The 16,181-nt window shown below is 67.4% G+C and carries 6 protein-coding genes; 1 reads left to right on the forward strand and 5 read right to left on the reverse strand.

Annotation, left to right across the window (positions count from 1 at the left end; all coding sequences use genetic code 11):
- Window positions 1–28 precede the first annotated feature (28 nt).
- Window positions 29–286 (reverse strand): MafI family immunity protein, encoded by a 258-nt coding sequence (locus tag ACIQWG_RS36490; RefSeq protein WP_404103993.1) that lies wholly within the window; start codon window positions 284–286, stop codon window positions 29–31.
- A gap of 10 nt (window positions 287–296) precedes the next feature.
- On the reverse strand, window positions 297–7,565 hold the full coding sequence (locus ACIQWG_RS36495) for a polymorphic toxin-type HINT domain-containing protein (protein ID WP_404103996.1): 7,269 nt from the start codon (window positions 7,563–7,565) through the stop codon (window positions 297–299).
- A gap of 482 nt (window positions 7,566–8,047) precedes the next feature.
- Between ACIQWG_RS36495 and ACIQWG_RS36500 the strand changes: the two genes are divergently transcribed.
- On the forward strand, window positions 8,048–11,536 hold the full coding sequence (locus ACIQWG_RS36500; RefSeq protein ID WP_404103998.1) for a DNRLRE domain-containing protein: 3,489 nt from the start codon (window positions 8,048–8,050) through the stop codon (window positions 11,534–11,536).
- Window positions 11,537–11,585: 49 nt separating this feature from the next.
- Here the strand turns inward: ACIQWG_RS36500 and ACIQWG_RS36505 are convergent, their stop codons facing one another.
- The 3 genes from ACIQWG_RS36505 to ACIQWG_RS36515 are packed head-to-tail and all read right to left on the reverse strand — an operon-like array spanning window position 11,586 to window position 16,131.
- The gene (locus tag ACIQWG_RS36505) at window positions 11,586–12,815 is read right to left on the reverse strand and encodes an acyltransferase (RefSeq protein ID WP_404104001.1); all 1,230 of its coding nucleotides are present in this window, start codon (window positions 12,813–12,815) and stop codon (window positions 11,586–11,588) included.
- Between the two features lie 41 nt (window positions 12,816–12,856).
- Window positions 12,857–15,055 carry a bifunctional polysaccharide deacetylase/glycosyltransferase family 2 protein gene (locus ACIQWG_RS36510; RefSeq protein ID WP_404104004.1) on the reverse strand — a complete coding sequence of 733 codons (2,199 nt, stop codon included), beginning with the start codon at window positions 15,053–15,055 and terminating at the stop codon, window positions 12,857–12,859.
- A complete protein-coding gene (locus ACIQWG_RS36515; protein WP_404104008.1) occupies window positions 15,055–16,131 on the reverse strand; it encodes a hypothetical protein in 1,077 nt (358 codons plus the stop codon). The genes ACIQWG_RS36510 and ACIQWG_RS36515 overlap by 1 nt, the downstream gene beginning before the upstream one ends.
- Between the last annotated feature and the right edge of the window lie 50 nt (window positions 16,132–16,181).

Here is a 16,181-nt window from a genome sequence, read left to right on the forward strand (position 1 = left end):
AAGCGGCGGCGGGAGCGCACGCACTCGCCTATCTCCTTACCAGCTCACGCATTCGCGCGATGAGATCACGAGAGCCGAGGTCTCCCGACAGCCGAACAAGCCGCTCGTAATACTCCTCACTAATCGACAACTCGTCTTCGTAAATCCACGAGCACATCGTGTCGAAAGCTAGGGCGAACTCTCCGGCCGTGAGAAGTTCGCGCACGTCGACTGCGACTGAAGGCGCAGTGATGGGAGATTCCTCTAGCAGTTCTTCGATCTTGGCGGCGTACTCTACGGCTTCCACTGCGCCTCCATCAGGGTCGGTACGGGAAGCCGGTCACAATTCGGTCCGTTGCAGGTTCATAAATGACCCTGATATTCACGCCGTCCACAACTCCTTCGATCTTCCATCGCGACGGAGCCCCGTTCCTCGTGTACAGGGCTCCAGCTCGGCCCGTCTGCTGCGTTCTGACGCTGTTCGGACCGGTCGCCACATCGGCAATGCTGTCGAGGATCTTGTCGGTGTCCCAGCCACGCGGAAACACGGTCTTTCCAGGCTGTCCCGGCCACTTATGGCCACCCCCCGTTCTGTCGCCGTGAATGATATGGAGTTGCTCTTGCCCACCAATCAAATCGCGTCCGGCGCCGGGGCAATTACTGTTGTGAACGAGGACCGGCGTCTGACCAGCGAGTACATAGTACGTGTGCAGGTCGCCAACCGTGAGATTGAACGTGCGGGCATGCCTGGTGAATGAGCGGTTGGCCGTGACGATGACGGTGGCGTCCTCGTCGGTGAGCAGGGTCATGCCCGGCTTGAGGTCCCCCGCTTCGACCCACTCTCGTTCTGAGGGCGACCAGAACGGGTGCTCGTGCGTGGCCGTCAGTTTCTCGATACCGTCCGCTGCTGCGATGGACAGCTCGTTGAAGTACTTGTCGTCCTCGGTGACGATGAGGTGGGTGACTTTCCTGGGCCCCGACTCCCCGGTTTTCGGATCAGTGGCCAATACCTTGTCGCCGACTTCGACATCCTCGATGTCCTTGGTGGTGCCATCAGCCATGAGGACGTCCGTGCCGGCCAGGAAGCACTTGCAAGAAATGCCCGATCCCGTGCCCCGCCCTCGGGCTCCAGCGCTGGTCAAGGTGCCAGGCCCCTCGCCACCACCTCCACCCAGCGCTGCGGCGGCAGCCATCGCAGATGCGAAGGAGATCACATTCCCCAAGCAGCCGCTCTGACGGCCAAGAAGTGCACAGGCCCGGAACTTCAGCAGCGCCAGCTGCTGCTGATCCATTTGGGCTGCTTCAGGGGTCTCCGCTCCAGTCAGGCACGGCCCCAGCGCATACTTACAGTAGTTGTCGATTACCCGGGTCAGGGCGTTCCCGTACTGGTTGGCGTACTTCCATTTACGCTCGACAAAGACCTTCGGATAAACCTCTTGATACTTCTTCGTAACGATAGCTGGAGTGACGTTGCCCGCATCCAGGGCCGCTTGATGATTCTGGGAATTCTTCTCTTCGCCTGGGACGTGCCCCGGAGTGGTGTTTTCGGAGCCAGGGCTGGGGCGGGTCGGGCAGTCAACGTAAGGGCACAGTCCGGTGGGGTCGCTCTTGCTGACCGGACTGTTGTTGCTGTACGCATACCCGTTCATCTGAAGTGGGTCCGCGAGGTTGATGATCGGGTCCGCCGACAGGAAACGGCCGGAGGACTGGTCGTACTCGCGGGCCCCGATGTGTGTCAGGCCCGTGGCCGCATCGTCGATGCCCACGCCCAGGTAGCCACGCTTGTTGGGCCAGCTGGACGGCTTGGGGCCGCGGACCTCGCCGTACGGCTTGAACTCGCGGCGTGTGACGGGCTGACCGCTCGTCACTTCCACCGATGTGTTGGCCGTGCCGATGTGGTCCGCGAGCAGAACGTTCAGCTTGTGACCCGTCGTAGCACCGTTGCTCGCGGTGCGAGTCACCGTAGGTGCACCGGGTTGGGCGTAGGAGCGGGAAGCCTTGGTGATCGCGCCCGTGGAGTTCGCCGTCACCTCGGTCCCGCCCAGGTAGAGCGTCGAGCCGGACGGTGAGTTCTCCAGGATGCGGTTGCCGTCGTCGTCGTAGACGTACGTCGTCTTCTTGCCGTCGTCGGTGATCGTGTCCAGCTTGTTCTCGGACGTCCACGTCAGGTTCTGCGTGGTGGCAGCCAGCGAGCGCACTTCGGTGTTGCCGACGACGTCGTACGTGTAACTGCTGCCCTTGCCCGCGGGGTTGGAGCTGATCCACTTCATCGTGTGCGGCTGCGCGATAGTGGCATAGCCGTACGTGTAGGTGACGTTCTTGGTCGCGTCCGCCGGGTCGTGTTCGGTCAGCGTGGCGCGGTTGCCCAGCCAGTCGAAGGTGAACGACTGACGGTACGCCGTCGCGCCCGTGGCCACGGTCCCCGCGTCGGGAGCCGTCGCTGCCAAGGTCGACGACAAGGAGGCGTCCGGGCTCGACTTGTCGCTCGCCGTGTCCGGGGCGTGGGCCACCGGGCCGGAGGAAGTCAGGTAGTCGGTGCGATAGCCCCACGTCGTGCCGTTCGACGCCTTGCAGCCGGTGGCGTTGCCAGTCGGGGTGATGTTCGACGTCCAGGCGTTCAACAGCTCGCCCATCACGTCGTACGTGAAGCACTGGGTGTCCCACGTTTCGCCCGAAGCCGACGACAGCTTGCGGGCGTTCGACGTGATGGTGCCGGACACGTCGTACGAGTAGTAGCTGTCCGTGATGCGGTGCGGTCCGGAGGTCTCGCGGTCGGTGACCGTGCGTTGGAGGGTGCCGGTGTGCGGGTCGACGAAGTTGGTGGTCCATACCCGGTAGGGCTGGGAGCTGGACACCGTCCGCAGGACCTCGCCATACGGCGAGTAGGTGGCGTCGGACGTGTACCAGGCGAGACCCGACGTCGACTCGGCCAGGCCGTCGCCGTTGTAACGGGTGACGACCTTCTCCTTCTCCAGTCCGCCGACGGCAGGCAAGGTGACCGACTGCGGCTTGCCGGTCTGGGTGTAGGTGTAGGCGTACGGGTACGTGCCCGCCAGGCCCGCTGTCAGCGCGTTCGACGGGATCACCGTCTCGGTGCCCGTGGGCCGGTAGTCGGTGTCGTAGCCGGTCACCCGGTTGATGTAGTCGCCGCCGGACGTGTGACGGGTCGAGGTGACCGGCTGGCCCAGCGCGCCCGGCAGGGAGTCGTACGTGAACGACTTGACCGGGGCGGCGGTCGCCGAGCCCTCACGAACGAATGTGACCCGGTCGAGCTCGTCGTACTCCGTGTACGTCGTCCGCGATTTGGCGTCCGTGACCTTGACCGGGCGGTCGGCGCCGTCGTACGAGGTCTCCGTCTTGCCGGTGTCCGGGTCGGTGGTCGAGGTCACGCGGCCTCGGGCGTCGTACGTGTACATCCAGGTGTTGCCCGCCGGGTCGGTGACCTTCGTGCGGTAGCCGCGGGCGTCGTACTCGTACGTCGTCTTGCGGCCGCTGTTCTCGGAGGTGGCGGGGTCCCAGTTGGCCGTGGCGACGTTGTCCTTGTAGTGGCGGATCGCCGTGACCCGGCCGAGGGCGTCGGTGTACGTGCGTGTCTGAGGGGCGGTCGAGCCCACCGGGTCCGTGAAGGCGCTGGTGTCGTCGTGGAAGGTGTACGACACGTACCGGTAGGTGTCGCCGTGGTACGTCAGCTGGATCGACGGCCGTTCCAGACCGTCGTAGCCGTACGAGGCCCAGCTCGGGATCAGTGCCTTCGATCTCGGCGCGAACAACTCGGCCGCCGGCTCGCCCTTCGCGAGGTAGCCGCTCGTCTGCTCGCCAACCAGGCCATGGTCGTCGTACTTCGTGTCGGTGATGATCCGGCCCGGGCCGTGCGCCTCGGACTGGGTCTGGACCTGACGCATCAGGCCGTCGTAGATCGCCACCTGACGGCTGTACGTTCCGTCGTCTTTCAGTGTCTTCATGGTTACTGCGGCGGGCCTGGTCTCTTCGGCGGTGGCCACCGCCGCCTGGTACGCGATCTCCACGTCCGGGGACTTGCCGCCCGAGGAACGCGACGGCGACCAGCCCTTCACCAGGCGGCCGAGGGCGTCGTACTCGTGGCGCATGACCCGGCCGTTGGCGTCGGTGACCGTCAGTGCCAGGCTGCGGCCCGGGTCGAAAGTTGTAGTGACGGCGTGGCCCTTGGCGTTGATCGTCTTCACCGAGGTGACCGGTCCGCCCGTGTCCGCAGGCGTGTACTGCGTCTCTGTGGTGCCGACCTCTGGCTCGGTGACGGTGCGGGTGCGGCCCAGTGGGTCGTAGGTGGTCTTGGTGACAACCGAGTACGAGGTTCCCGCGCCGTTGACCCCGGCGGCCGACGTGACCCGCCCCTTCGTCGGTGTCTCGCCGAACGCCAGGCCGTCGTAGCTGTTCCGCACCGCCGTGATGAGCTTGGTCGCCGGGTCCGCCGTGTCGTGGGCCGCGCAGGACGTGCCCGTACTGCGCTGCTCCTTCGGCAGGCCGATCAGCCACGCGGACGTGTTGTGCACATACGACGTCTTGGTGCAGGTCTGCTCGGAGAGGGTCTCACCACTGCCGTTCGGCTTGACCACGGCGGTCTCCACCTGGATCGGCAGACCGTATGTGTCGTCGACCGTCGTGAGTGTCCGGACGGCCCGCCAACTGCTGTCGACCGGCTGAATCTCCTCCGTACGCTCGATCCCTCTGCGGTACGCGAGCAGCGGATCCATGTCCGTGCCGTTCTCGGCCTCCCGCGAGCGGGACGCGGTCTGCTTCGACCAGGGATAGTTGAGCGTGCGCTTGTGGATGCGCTTGTCGGCGTCCCGGTAGGTGATGGTCTCCGCCGTCATGCCCGCGTACTGCGGTGCGTCGTCGGCGAGCAGCGTGTACTTGCCCGTGGAGTCCTTGACCGCGCCACCGACTCCCTGGAAGTACCGGGTCTCGGAGTACGACTGGGCCTGCGGGAAGTTCAGCTGGTTGGTGGTTCTGCTGCCCTTCGTGACGGCCACCTGGCGGTAGCCACGCCAGACGCTGTGCGTACGCAGGGACGGGCGGGTGAACTCGTCGTCGCTCTTGGCCCAGGCGGGGTCCGTGTACTGGTACGTCGTGTGGACGGGCTTGCCGTGCGAGGTCACCTTGTCGGTCTCGGTCACGGAGTCGACGACGTACTTGTTGAACCAGGACTTCGCGGGTGTCTTCTCGTCTCCGTCGGGCGACCATCGGACGGGATAGCAGGTGCCGTTGTTCTCGCCCTTGTCCTCGGACGGCTCGGTGGCACAGCCGCCCTTGTACTCGACCTCGATGTCACCTCCGTACTCCGTGGCGACCGTGCCGATCCGTGGGCGTGTGAACGCGGGACGCTGGTCGTTCGGGCCGCTCGGCACGAGGTTCGGCAGCTGGCGGTCCTTCAGGCGATCGCGCAGGGGCGAGGTTGAGCCGACCGAGTACTCGGCGAAGCTGACGCCGTCCTTGTGCTGGAGAGTGCCGGTGGTGTCACCGGGGGCGAAGCCGCGACGAGTGATCGAGTTGAGCCACAGGCCGGGGGCCGTGTCGTACCAGTCCTCGGGGAAGGATTGGTGGAGCTCGTACGTGTCGACCTTGCCGAGGCCGGTCTGTCCTGCGCGGGCGGCCTTGGTTGTCACCGAGTCCAGGCGCATCTGCGTCCAGAAGGACGGGAAGGGAGGGCACAGCTTCGACGTCGACTTGCAGTTGAGGTTGCCGGGTGTGTCCCACCAGGGGCGGTACGCGCCGGGGTCGTCGGTCTTGGCGAAGTTCGCCGGATCGCAGGCGGTCGCTGACTTCAGGCAGCGCTGCTCGGCGCCGAACTCGACCATGGCGGACGGCTTGGTCAGGTCCGAGCGCATGCCGTACTCGATGGACTTCGGGTAGGCGTAACGGTCGTACTGCTCCGGGGACGTGAACTTCTTCTTTACGGCGTAGTAGTTCTTCTCCTGCTTCCAGCTGACGACCATCGTGTTGCCGTGCACGTCGACGACCTTGTCCAGGCCCCAGCGCCAGGCCTGCTTCTTGCCGGCGCCACAGCGGGAGTCGGCGAAGGCGGTGGCGTGGCAGGGCTCTGAGGGGTGGTTGCCGAAGACGGGGACGGTGGAGACGGAGTCGGTGCCGGCGTGGCCGCCGCCGACCTGGTCGATTCCGAAGTAGTACTTCGTCCCATCCTTCTGCGTGACGATCCAGTACTCGCCGTTGTTGTCGCCGTTGGTGCCGCCCGTCCGGCGCTCCACACGGGTTCCGTCGTCGCTCTGGGGGCGGTAGATCTCAGTGTCGGTTTCGGGGTTGCTGCCCGTCGGCGCGTCCCGTACCAGCTCTACGCTCCGGCCGCCCAGCGACATCACCGCGTTGTACGACACCCAGCACAGGTCGGACGTCTTGTCCTTCTTGGCCGTGTTGTTGGGCGTCCCGGACTTCAACGCCTTGCGGTCGTCCTGACAGGTGCGGTAGCGGCGCTCGATGTGGCCGGGGTCGTAGTCCCAGCCCTCTCCGACCCAGGAGGACTGGGGTGAGGACACCGCGACACGGCCGTCCACGGTCTGGGAGTTGTAGTTGAGCGAGATGGTGGGGGCCGGGCCGGCCGGCGCCGCGGGCACCAGCAGCGGGTACGACCAACTGAACGCGCCGGCGGAACCGCCCGCCTCCCACTTGCCGCTGGTGGTCAGGGGAGTGGCCTTGAAGGTGCCGCCCGCGCCGCCGCCGGAGTCGACCGCGCCGATGACCGCCGCATCTCCGGTCGCGGCAACCGGTGTGGCCGACGTGCGGTACGCGGCCTGGGCGATGGACGGGCGGTCGGAGTCGGTGGTCGTCGTTGAGGCCGGGGTCACGGCGCCGTCGGCTGCCGTGTCGACCGTCGCCGTGATCGACCGGGTCTTGGTGTCGTTCGCTGTCTCCAGTTCCTCGTACTCCTGGCACGCCTCGACATCCGGCGTCGTCAGGTAGCACTCGGGGAACTGGACGAAGCGCAGCCGGGAGGCCCAGTCGGCGCCGTACAGGTTCTTGAACTTGGTGTAGTCGAGCTTGACCGAGATCGGTACCGAACCGGTGACCGGGGCCTGGACCTTGACGACGGCGCCGTCGACCCCCTGAGAGACGGGTGCAGTGCGGTCGAAGACCTGGACGGACCAGGTGCCGGTGGGGGCCGGCTGGTCCGGGGCCTGCCCGAGGCTGACGGGGAGGTCGTCGACAGGGGTCAGGGCAACCTGCCGTGCGGTCGTGCCCGTGCCCGCTGAGGCCTGGGTGGTGGCCGATGCCGTCGAGCCGAAGCTGATCGACCCGGAGTCGGCGGCCGGAGCTGTGGCCGTACCCGCGGGAGCCGCTTCCTGGTCCTCCGGGACCTCGACCTTCAGGGTCTCCAAGTCACGCTCGAAGGTCTCGCCGACAACCGGCTCGTCCTGGTCGAGCGTCTCCAGGTCGAGGGTTTCGCGGCCCTTCTCCTCGACCGCCGGGTCGGGTGGCAGGGCAACCGACTGCGAGGGCAGCAGGCCCACCAGCAGTGCGGCGCCGAGAACGGGTACGACGGCCGTGCGCAGACGACTCAGACGACGGCGACGGACATGCGAAGAGCGACCGAACACGACGAGGTCCCCCCGGACCAATGAGGCGGGACCAGGATCGGACCACGCGTGATGGCGTATCAGATGGCGCAGATTTTGTGACGTTGCCGTGGAGTTCCGCTAGATCAATTGTGCGGATGTGATGATCATCACGGTACGTAGTCATCCATAGCGGTACGTGACGTCAGGGTATGTCACCTATTCGAGATAGCGGGAGGCGCTACACCTTCGCGACCATTTGCTCGTTCCGGAGATTCATTGGCAATTGACAGTAAAGTCAGTGGTGTTAATGAATGATTCACGATGTTTGTGCACAAGTTCGCGCTGGTACCGACGAGTTGACATTCCCTAGTCGCAACCACCTTTACGACGCGCGTGGTTGATCGACTCATCCCCCCGCACTGCTCGCGAAGCGTGACGACAGCCCGCTCATGGGTCATCATCTGCTCGCCCGGCCGCGCCCTGTCCGCGCCGGTTCCAAGGGGGGAAGGGGAGCTCGCCCGATGACGCGCAAGACGCGCAGCTGGCGTCGTGTTCCAGGACGACGGACCACCGCCGCCGTACTCACCGCGGCTCTCGCCGCCACCGGCATCACCTTCATCGGCTTCGGCCTGGACGACCCGAATTCGCGGGACGGGTCAGACCGAAACGCGAAGGCCAAGTCCGTGACGGAGTCCGCCGCGGCCGCACAGGCGGCGAAGACCGGCAAGTCCGTCGAGGTCACCGCCCTGCGTACCGCTCGCTCCACGACGTGGGCGCGACCCGACGGTCTGATGGCGAAGAAGCTGTACTCGTCGCCGGTCCGGGCCAAAGTGGGCGGTGAATGGCGGGACATCGACTACGACCTACGCCGCACGAAGGCCGGTTGGGAGCCCAGGGCCACCAACACTCGGATGGTGTTCTCGGCCGGCTCCGGGTCACCCGGTGGGGAGCAGCGAGCGTCGCGCTCCTCCGTCCACCGGATCTCCCTCGTGAAGGGACTGAAGAGCGCCGGTGACGAGACACCGAGCGCCCTGGTGACCCTGACCGTCGACGGCCACGAACTCCAGCTCACCTGGCCGGGTACTGTCCCGTCCCCGATCATCGACGGCTCGCGCGCCCTGTACCCCGAGATCTTCCCGGGTGCCGACCTGGTACTGACGGCCGACGACGACGGATTCGCCCAGCTGCTGGTCCTCAAGAACCGGCAGGCCGCCGCCGATCCCCGGGCCCGGCAGATCTCGTATGGCATCACCTCCGCAACGCTGAACTTCCGGCTGGACCCGGTCACGGGCGTCCTCACCGCGGAGGACGCGTTCGCCAAGGAGGTCGCCCTGTCGCCGACCCCGCTGATGTGGGACAGCAGCGGCCAACCGGCTGTCACGGACGGATCGGTCGGCGCCACCGCTCAGCCGACCACGTCCGAGAGCCCCGCACCGACCGAGTCGGCCGCCGAAGAGCCGAGCGAGAGTCCGAGCTCCACCGAAGAACTCGTCGAGACCGACGAGCAGGTGGACACCGCACCCGAGACTCTGCCGGCGGCCACCGACGGCCCCGAGCCCTCGGTCTCCGAGTCCCCGCTGCCTTCCGCCCCTGGCGAGCCGACGCCCGCCCCCTCACAGACCGGGTCGGCAGCCACCCTCAGCCTCCCCGGGCTCGACGGACCCTCGCCCGACTCACGCGGCGAGCTGGTCGAGCCCAGCCTGACCGCAGCAAACTGGGCTCTCACCCCGGACGTGGCCTTCCTCGACGATCCGGCCACCACATACCCGGTCTTCATCGACCCGTCGGTGAAGAAGCACACGCAGAACTGGACGACCGCCTACAGCCGCCACCCCAACGCCACGTTCTACAACGGCAAGGGCTTCAACAAGGGCGGCACGCACGAAGCCCGCGTCGGCTTCGAGTCGGACACCTGGGGCACTTCGCGCTCGTACTTCAACATCGCCTTCGACGCAGACCTCAAGGGCACGAAGATCACAAGTGCGAAACTGCGCATGCTGGAGACGTACTCGTGGTCGTGCAGTGCCCGTTCCATGAGCGTGCACCTCACTGGCCCGGTCAACGGAAAGACCAACTGGAAGAACGCGCCCAGGCTCCACGACGGCAACAAGTTCGCGACCAGGGCCTTCGCGCACGGCTACAAGTCCGGTTGCCGGGACGCGTACGAAACGTTCGACATGAGGAGGGCCGCCCAGAAGCAGGCCGACCAGGGCAAGGAAACCATCACCTTCGGCCTGCGAGCCAGCGACGAGCACTCGCAGTACGCGTGGAAGAAGTTCCAGGCCAATGGCGACCACGCCCCCGTGCTGGAGCTCGTCTACAACCGCAAGCCGACCATCGACTCCAAGTCGCTCGATCTCGGTCCGGACGCGAAGTGCACCACCACCGAGCCGTACGTCCGGATGGGCTCGGGCGATCTGACTTTCACCGCCCGGGCGTCCGACAAGGACAGTAACCTCGACTACATCGACTTCGACCTGTGGCCGCACGGCAAGTGGGGCACGACAGGCGACCTGCTGGGCTCCAGCGGCAAGCTCTCCGTCGGCGGTGACAAGGACACAGCGCTGCGGACGACGACGGGCTTCTCCACCAGCAGACTCAGCAACGGCACCCTCTACTCGTGGCGGGTGCGCGCCGTCGATGACGCCGGTGTCAGCTCGACCTACGCGCCGGCCAAGACGCCGTGCCGCTTCGTTCTCGACACCACCGCGCCCAAGCCGCCGAAGGTCAGCTCGACCGACTACCCCAACGCCGACGGCAGCAACAACGGCTTCGGCAACGACGCCGAGGACGCCAACTGGTCCACCAAGAAGTTCGGCACGCCCGGTTCCTTCACCTTCCGTGCCCTGAACACCGACGTCGTGCGTTATGAGTACGGCTTCAACTCGTCCAGCTACACGGGCAGCATCTCGCGCACCAACGGCACGGCCACAAGCGTCAGCGCCACGTTCGCCAACGCCAAGCCGCCGACCGCAGGCCCCAACGTGCTCTACGTCCGCGCCGTCGACAGCGCCGGCAACCCCTCGCAGCCGACGAGGTACTTCTTCTACGTCACCCCACGCGACCAGGCCGACGCTCCTGGCGACTTCACAGGCGACAAGCTGCCCGACATGATGGTGGTCACCGCGGCAGGCAATCTCGGCCTCTATCCCTCGCAGGCGACGACGACCGACCTGAACAAGGGATCCGGCGACCTGGCGAACTACTCGATGCCCGCCGCCTACCGCGACAACCCCGCGAAGGACCCCAACGGCGATGACCTACCGCCCTACGTGTCCCTCTCCAACGGCCACTTCAACGGCGCTCTGATCACCCACAACGGCGACATCTACGGAGGCGACGGCCTCCAGGATCTGGTCGTCCGACTCGGGAGCAAGCTGTGGGTCTACCCCGGCGACGGCTACGGCGCGGTCAACATCGACAGGCGCCGCGAGATCCTTCTCCCCGACAGCGCCCCCGACCCCGCCGATCTCACCCAATTCGTGTCGGCCGGTGACGCCACCGGCGATGGGCGAACCGACTTCTTCGCCACGATCGGCGACGAGTTGTGGGTGTTCACCGGTTACCACGGCGCGACCATCGACCAGGCCACCCGGCTGTGGACCTCGGGCTGGTCCGGCCGGGACATCGTGACCGCGCTGGACATCAGCGGCGACGGCGTCACCGACCTCATGTACCGCTCCGACGCGTCGGGCAAGCTCCAGCTCCGTACGGGCATCGCCGCCTCCGGGGGCGGCGTCAGCCTCACCTCGCTGGGCAACGCCGGAAGTTCGGCTGAGGGCGAGGACAAGGAGTACGGCGCCGCCGGGTGGGCGGTCAGCAACTTCCCGCTGCTGATGGGCACGCCGGACACGAATGGCGACGCGGACACCACCCCCGACATCTGGGGTGTGCGGTCCGACGGTTCCGTGCGCCTTTACGAAGGTGGCAAGACCAGCGTCGTACCGGGGTCCGGTGTGGAGATCATCGCTCCGGCGAGCTACTGGAAGACCCGCATCGCGATCGGATGACACGGCCCCTGGCTGCCGGTGCTGCGAAACCGGCGGCCAGGGGTGGGCCCTACTTGGCGTGCGTACGCCTATTACGTCCACCGTCCGGCCACAACTGCGGCTTCCGCTTGGCCGCCAGATCCTCCGCCCAGCCGAACCAGACGATGCAGCTACAGATCAGGACCCACGTGAACGCCAGCACCGGCCATGGACTCTCCAGCAGCCAGGAGAAGTGCATCCACATCACGTCGATGCCCCACAACTGGTCCCACATCGTCGCGGCGACGAGGATGCAGATGTTGTGCCACAGATAGATCGTCACCGCACGGGAGTTGAGCAGCGTGATCACCCGATCCCAGCGGCGCAGGCGGCGGGGCCACTCCGACCAGGACGGGCTGACGTGCAGCAGCAACAGGACCGTGCCGAAGGACCAGAGGGCCTGGGCCAGGGGCATGCTGTCCAGATCGTGTTCCATCGAGAAGTTGTGGTTCAGGGCGTACCACAGGCCCAAACAGGCGAAGACAGGGGCGACCGACGGCACGACGTAGCGCGGGAGTCGCCGCAGGATGCCCTCCTGGTGGGCCATTCCGAGGATCCAGCAGGCCCCGAAGGTGCTGAAGTCGGTCAGCGCCGAAGGGATCCGCTCGCCGGGGAGGGTGATCCAGCCCTGTTCGAAGGCCAGCGAAAGCGCGATCGGCGCAAGGATCGTCGCCAGCGGCATCGCGCGCAGAGCCTTCAACAGGAAGGGCGAGAGGAGGACGTACCAGAGGTAGGCGCGGATGTACCAGAGCGGTCCCGCGAGGTCCGCGGCCCAGTTCTCGCCGATGACCCCGTGAACGCCGGGCAGGCCTTCGGCGTACGGCGGATCGCTCAGCGGGACGATCCAGTAGGCCAGGTGGATCCACCACCAGCCGGGGTGGCCTTCCGCGTCGGGGCCCCAGCCCTGGATCACCATGCCGGTGACGCCGACCACTCCCAGAAGCCACAGCGGGGGCAGAAGGCGGCGGACGCGGCTCTTGATGACCTGTACCGCTGGGCGCTTCAGGGAGCGGGCCATGAGGTTGCCCGCGAGGGCGAACATCACGCCCATGGAGGGGAAGAGCAGCGGGAGCCAGGCCCAGCCCGTCAGGTGGTAGAGGACGACACGGAAAAGAGCGAGAGCCCGGAGGAGGTCGAAGTAGCGGTCCCGCTTCGGGGCAGTTCGGGCCTGTTCCGGCTTTGCCGATCCGGTCGTCGTATGGGGGTCGGAAAGAGGCTGAGCCGGGGCGGTCGCATCCAGGGCGCCGCCCGCTGTCGGCATCGCACCTGCCGTAGCCGTCGACGATTCGAAGGAAGGTGGGTTCATCGGACCGGCCTCTCGTCCATGATCTGCCGACGCTGCGCCGGCACGGTCGGCGGGGCGGACACCCCGCCCTTGCGCCGCAGCTTCTGCCAGCGCAGCCGGCCGCCGGTGAGGGCGGTGATCCAGGACTGGAGCAGGACGACGTACATGAGTTGGCGGTAGAGGATTTGCTGGAGTGGGAGCGAGATCAACGGGGTCAGCGGCTCGCGGTCCAGGATGAACGCGTAGGCCGCGCAGGCCGCCTGAATGGCGAGGACGCCGAACCAGGCCAGGATCGTCTTCTCCGTGGGGCCGAAGACCAGGCCGTAGATGAGGAAGACGTCGATCAGCGGGGCGAGTAGGGGGGCCAGGACCATGAAGAGCGAGACCAGCGGCAGGCCGACCCGTCCGAAGCGGCCCGACGGGCCGCGTTCCACCAGGGCCCGGCGGTGCTTCCACATCGCCTGCATGGTGCCGTACGACCACCGGTAGCGCTGCGACCACAGTTGCTGGACGGACTCGGGTGCCTCGGTCCAGGCCCGCGCCTTCTCGGCGTACACCACGCGCCATCCGTCGCGGTGGATCGCCATCGTGATGTCGGTGTCCTCTGCGAGTGTGTCGTCGCTCATGCCTCCGACCCGCTCCAGGGCCGAACGGCGGAACGCGCCGACCGCGCCTGGGATGGTCGGCATGCACTGCAAGACGTCGTACATACGGCGGTCCAGATTGAAGCCCATCACGTACTCGATGTGCTGCCAGGCGCCGATGAGGGTGTCCTTGTTGCCGACCTTGGCGTTGCCCGCGACCGCGCCGACACGTGGGTCCGCGAAGGGCTGCACGAGCTCGTGGACCGTGGCCGGCTCGAAGACCGTGTCGCCGTCCATCATCACGATGAGGTCGTAACGGGCGTTCGCCACGCCGCGGTTCAGTGCCGCCGGCTTACCCGCGTTGAGCTGGCGAACGACGCGGACGTTCGGCAGGGCCAGATCCTCGACGATCCGTGCCGTCCCGTCGCTGGAGCCGTCGTCGATGACGATGACCTCGACGGGGTGTTCGCTGCGCATCAGGGACCGCACGGTGTTCTCGATGCACTTGGCCTCGTTGTACGCCGGGACCAGCACCGACACCGGCTCGGTGACCGGTGCGTCGGGGCCCCAGGTGAAGTTCCGGCGGCGGGTGCGGCGGGTGTGGACGGCGGACAGCAGGAGCATCAGGCCGAAGCGCGCGATGACGAGGAAACCGATGGCCGCGAGTCCGACCACCAGGATGGCGGTGATGTTGTCGGAGGCGTCGACCAGGAAAATCCAGGCCTTGCCCTTCCACCGGTCGAGGCCGGTGACCTCGGTGTGGGCGCTCGGGGCCTGAAGGGCCTCGGTCAGGTTCTGGAACTCATAGCCCTGACGTTGAAGTTGGGGGATGAGTCTGTCCAGCGCCTGCACCGTCTGGTGCCGGTCACCACCGGAGTCGTGCATCAGGACGATCGCGCCCTCACCGCTCTTGGGCGTGGAGTTGCGGATGATCCGGTCGACACCCGGCTTGCGCCAGTCCTCGCTGTCGGTGTCGTTGACGACGGTGATGTAGCCGCGGCTGCCGATGTACTCGGTCACCGGCCACGAGTTGTTGTCCATGTTCACGGACTTGGAGGAGTACGGCGGCCGGAAGAGGGAACTGCGGATGCCGACCGCTCCCCCGAGCGCCAGTTGGTTCTGGGAGAGCTCCCAGTCGATGCGCTTCTTGGACTGGTAGGAGAGGTCGGGATGGTTGAAGGTGTGCAGACCGATCTCATGGCCCTCGTCCACCATCCGCTGGACGAGGTCCGGGTAGCGCGAGGCCATCGTGCCGGTGATGAAGAAGACCGCGTGCGCTTCGTTCCTCTTCAGCGCGTCCAGCACCTTCGGCGTCCACTCGGGGTCCGGGCCGTCGTCGAAGGTGAGGACGATGCTGTTGTCCGGCACCCGCAGGGTGGTGGCTCGTCCGCTGCGGGTGTCGATGACCGGGCCGCCCTTGAGGATCTCCTGGGGCACCTTGTCGTTGGCGGCGGCGGGCCGTACGCGGTAGTCGGCCAGGATCTCGCTGTGCACATACCCCCGCAGCATCAGCATCGCCATCAACGCGACGAGAACGAGCAGGGGAAGCAGCAGACGCATGGGCACACGGCGGCGCCGGGAGCCGTCGCGGGCTCCGGTCGCGGGCCCGTGACGGCGGGTGCGGGATGCCATCAGAAGATGTACTCCGGGGACGGGGCGGCGGGCGCGGAGGCGGTGGTGCCGGGCTCCTGCGCGATGGGCGTGGGGTCGCTCGGGCCGTTCGCGACCGTCCCGGTTGCGGGGTCCTCGGTGGTCGCGGGATCGGTCGGCTCCTCGGTGGGGCCGCCGCCGTCCGTCGGGCTCGGGTCGGGGTCGCTGGTGGTGGGCGCGGTCGTCGGACCGGGGTCCGCCGTGGGGTTCGTGCCCGGGTTGCCGGTGGCCTTGGTGGCGGTCGGCTTCGGGTCGGCGGAGGTGCCGGGGGCCTCGGCGGTGGTGGACGCGTCGGGCGCGGTGGCGTCGGCGTCCGGGGACGCGGTCGTGTCGGTGCTCGCGGTCGGCGAGGCGCCCGGGGAGACGCTGCCGGTGCCGGTGGGCTGCGGTGCCGACTCGGCGGGCAGCGGGGAGGTGTCGACCTTGCCGGCCGGCTTCTCCTTGGGGCTCTCGACGGGCAGCCAGGGCGCGTCGGAGTTGCCGGACAGCAGGGTGGCGACGATGACCACGGCGTAGACCGCGCAGGCGAGGCCCACGGCCATGCCGATACGGCGGAAACGGCGGCTGCGGCGGCCCGACTCGTCGACGAACACCGGTCCGTCGGAGCCGCCGTCGCCGCCGCGCGGGCCGTCCTTGGCCGCGCGCAGCATGCCGTCGAGCTGGACGCCTATGCCGTCGAGTTGGACGGTGACCTCGTGCGGATCGTGGGTCGCGCCAGGAGCACCTGACCCGCCCGGCCGCACGGGAGCCTGCGGTGCCTCGGCCTCTTCCGGCTCGCTCCAGGGGTCCCGGACGGCGGCGCCGCGAGGCTTCTCGCCGGACGCCGGGGTGTGCCCGGCGCTTCTTCGGGGCGCGGGGCGGTCGAACGCCGACCAGCCCTCGGGCTTCGCTCCGGCAACGGGCACGGGTATCTCCGCCGGGCCCCCGCGCAGGATCTCTGTCTCGTCGGCGTCCGAGGAGGCACGCCCGCCACCGCTGAGAATGTCCGTCTCCCTTGCTTCGGACCGGGAGCGACGGCCCTGACCGGGCGTGCCGAGCACCTCGGTCTCCCCGTTCACCGGGAAGGCCTGGGTGTCGGCCCTGGAGCCGGTCTGGGAACCCCCGGCGG

The sequence above is a fragment of the Streptomyces sp. NPDC098781 genome (genome assembly GCF_044759995.1).
Classification (GTDB): domain Bacteria; phylum Actinomycetota; class Actinomycetes; order Streptomycetales; family Streptomycetaceae; genus Streptomyces.

What these genes read in the sequence shown, in the direction of transcription:
- ACIQWG_RS36505 (WP_404104001.1), bottom strand. Translation starts at nt 12,815, where the DNA reads ATGCCGACAGCGGGCGGCGCCCTGGATGCGACCGCCCCGGCTCAGCCT.
- ACIQWG_RS36500 (WP_404103998.1), top strand. Translation starts at nt 8,048, where the DNA reads ATGACGCGCAAGACGCGCAGCTGGCGTCGTGTTCCAGGACGACGGACC.
- ACIQWG_RS36510 (WP_404104004.1), bottom strand. Translation starts at nt 15,055, where the DNA reads ATGGCATCCCGCACCCGCCGTCACGGGCCCGCGACCGGAGCCCGCGAC.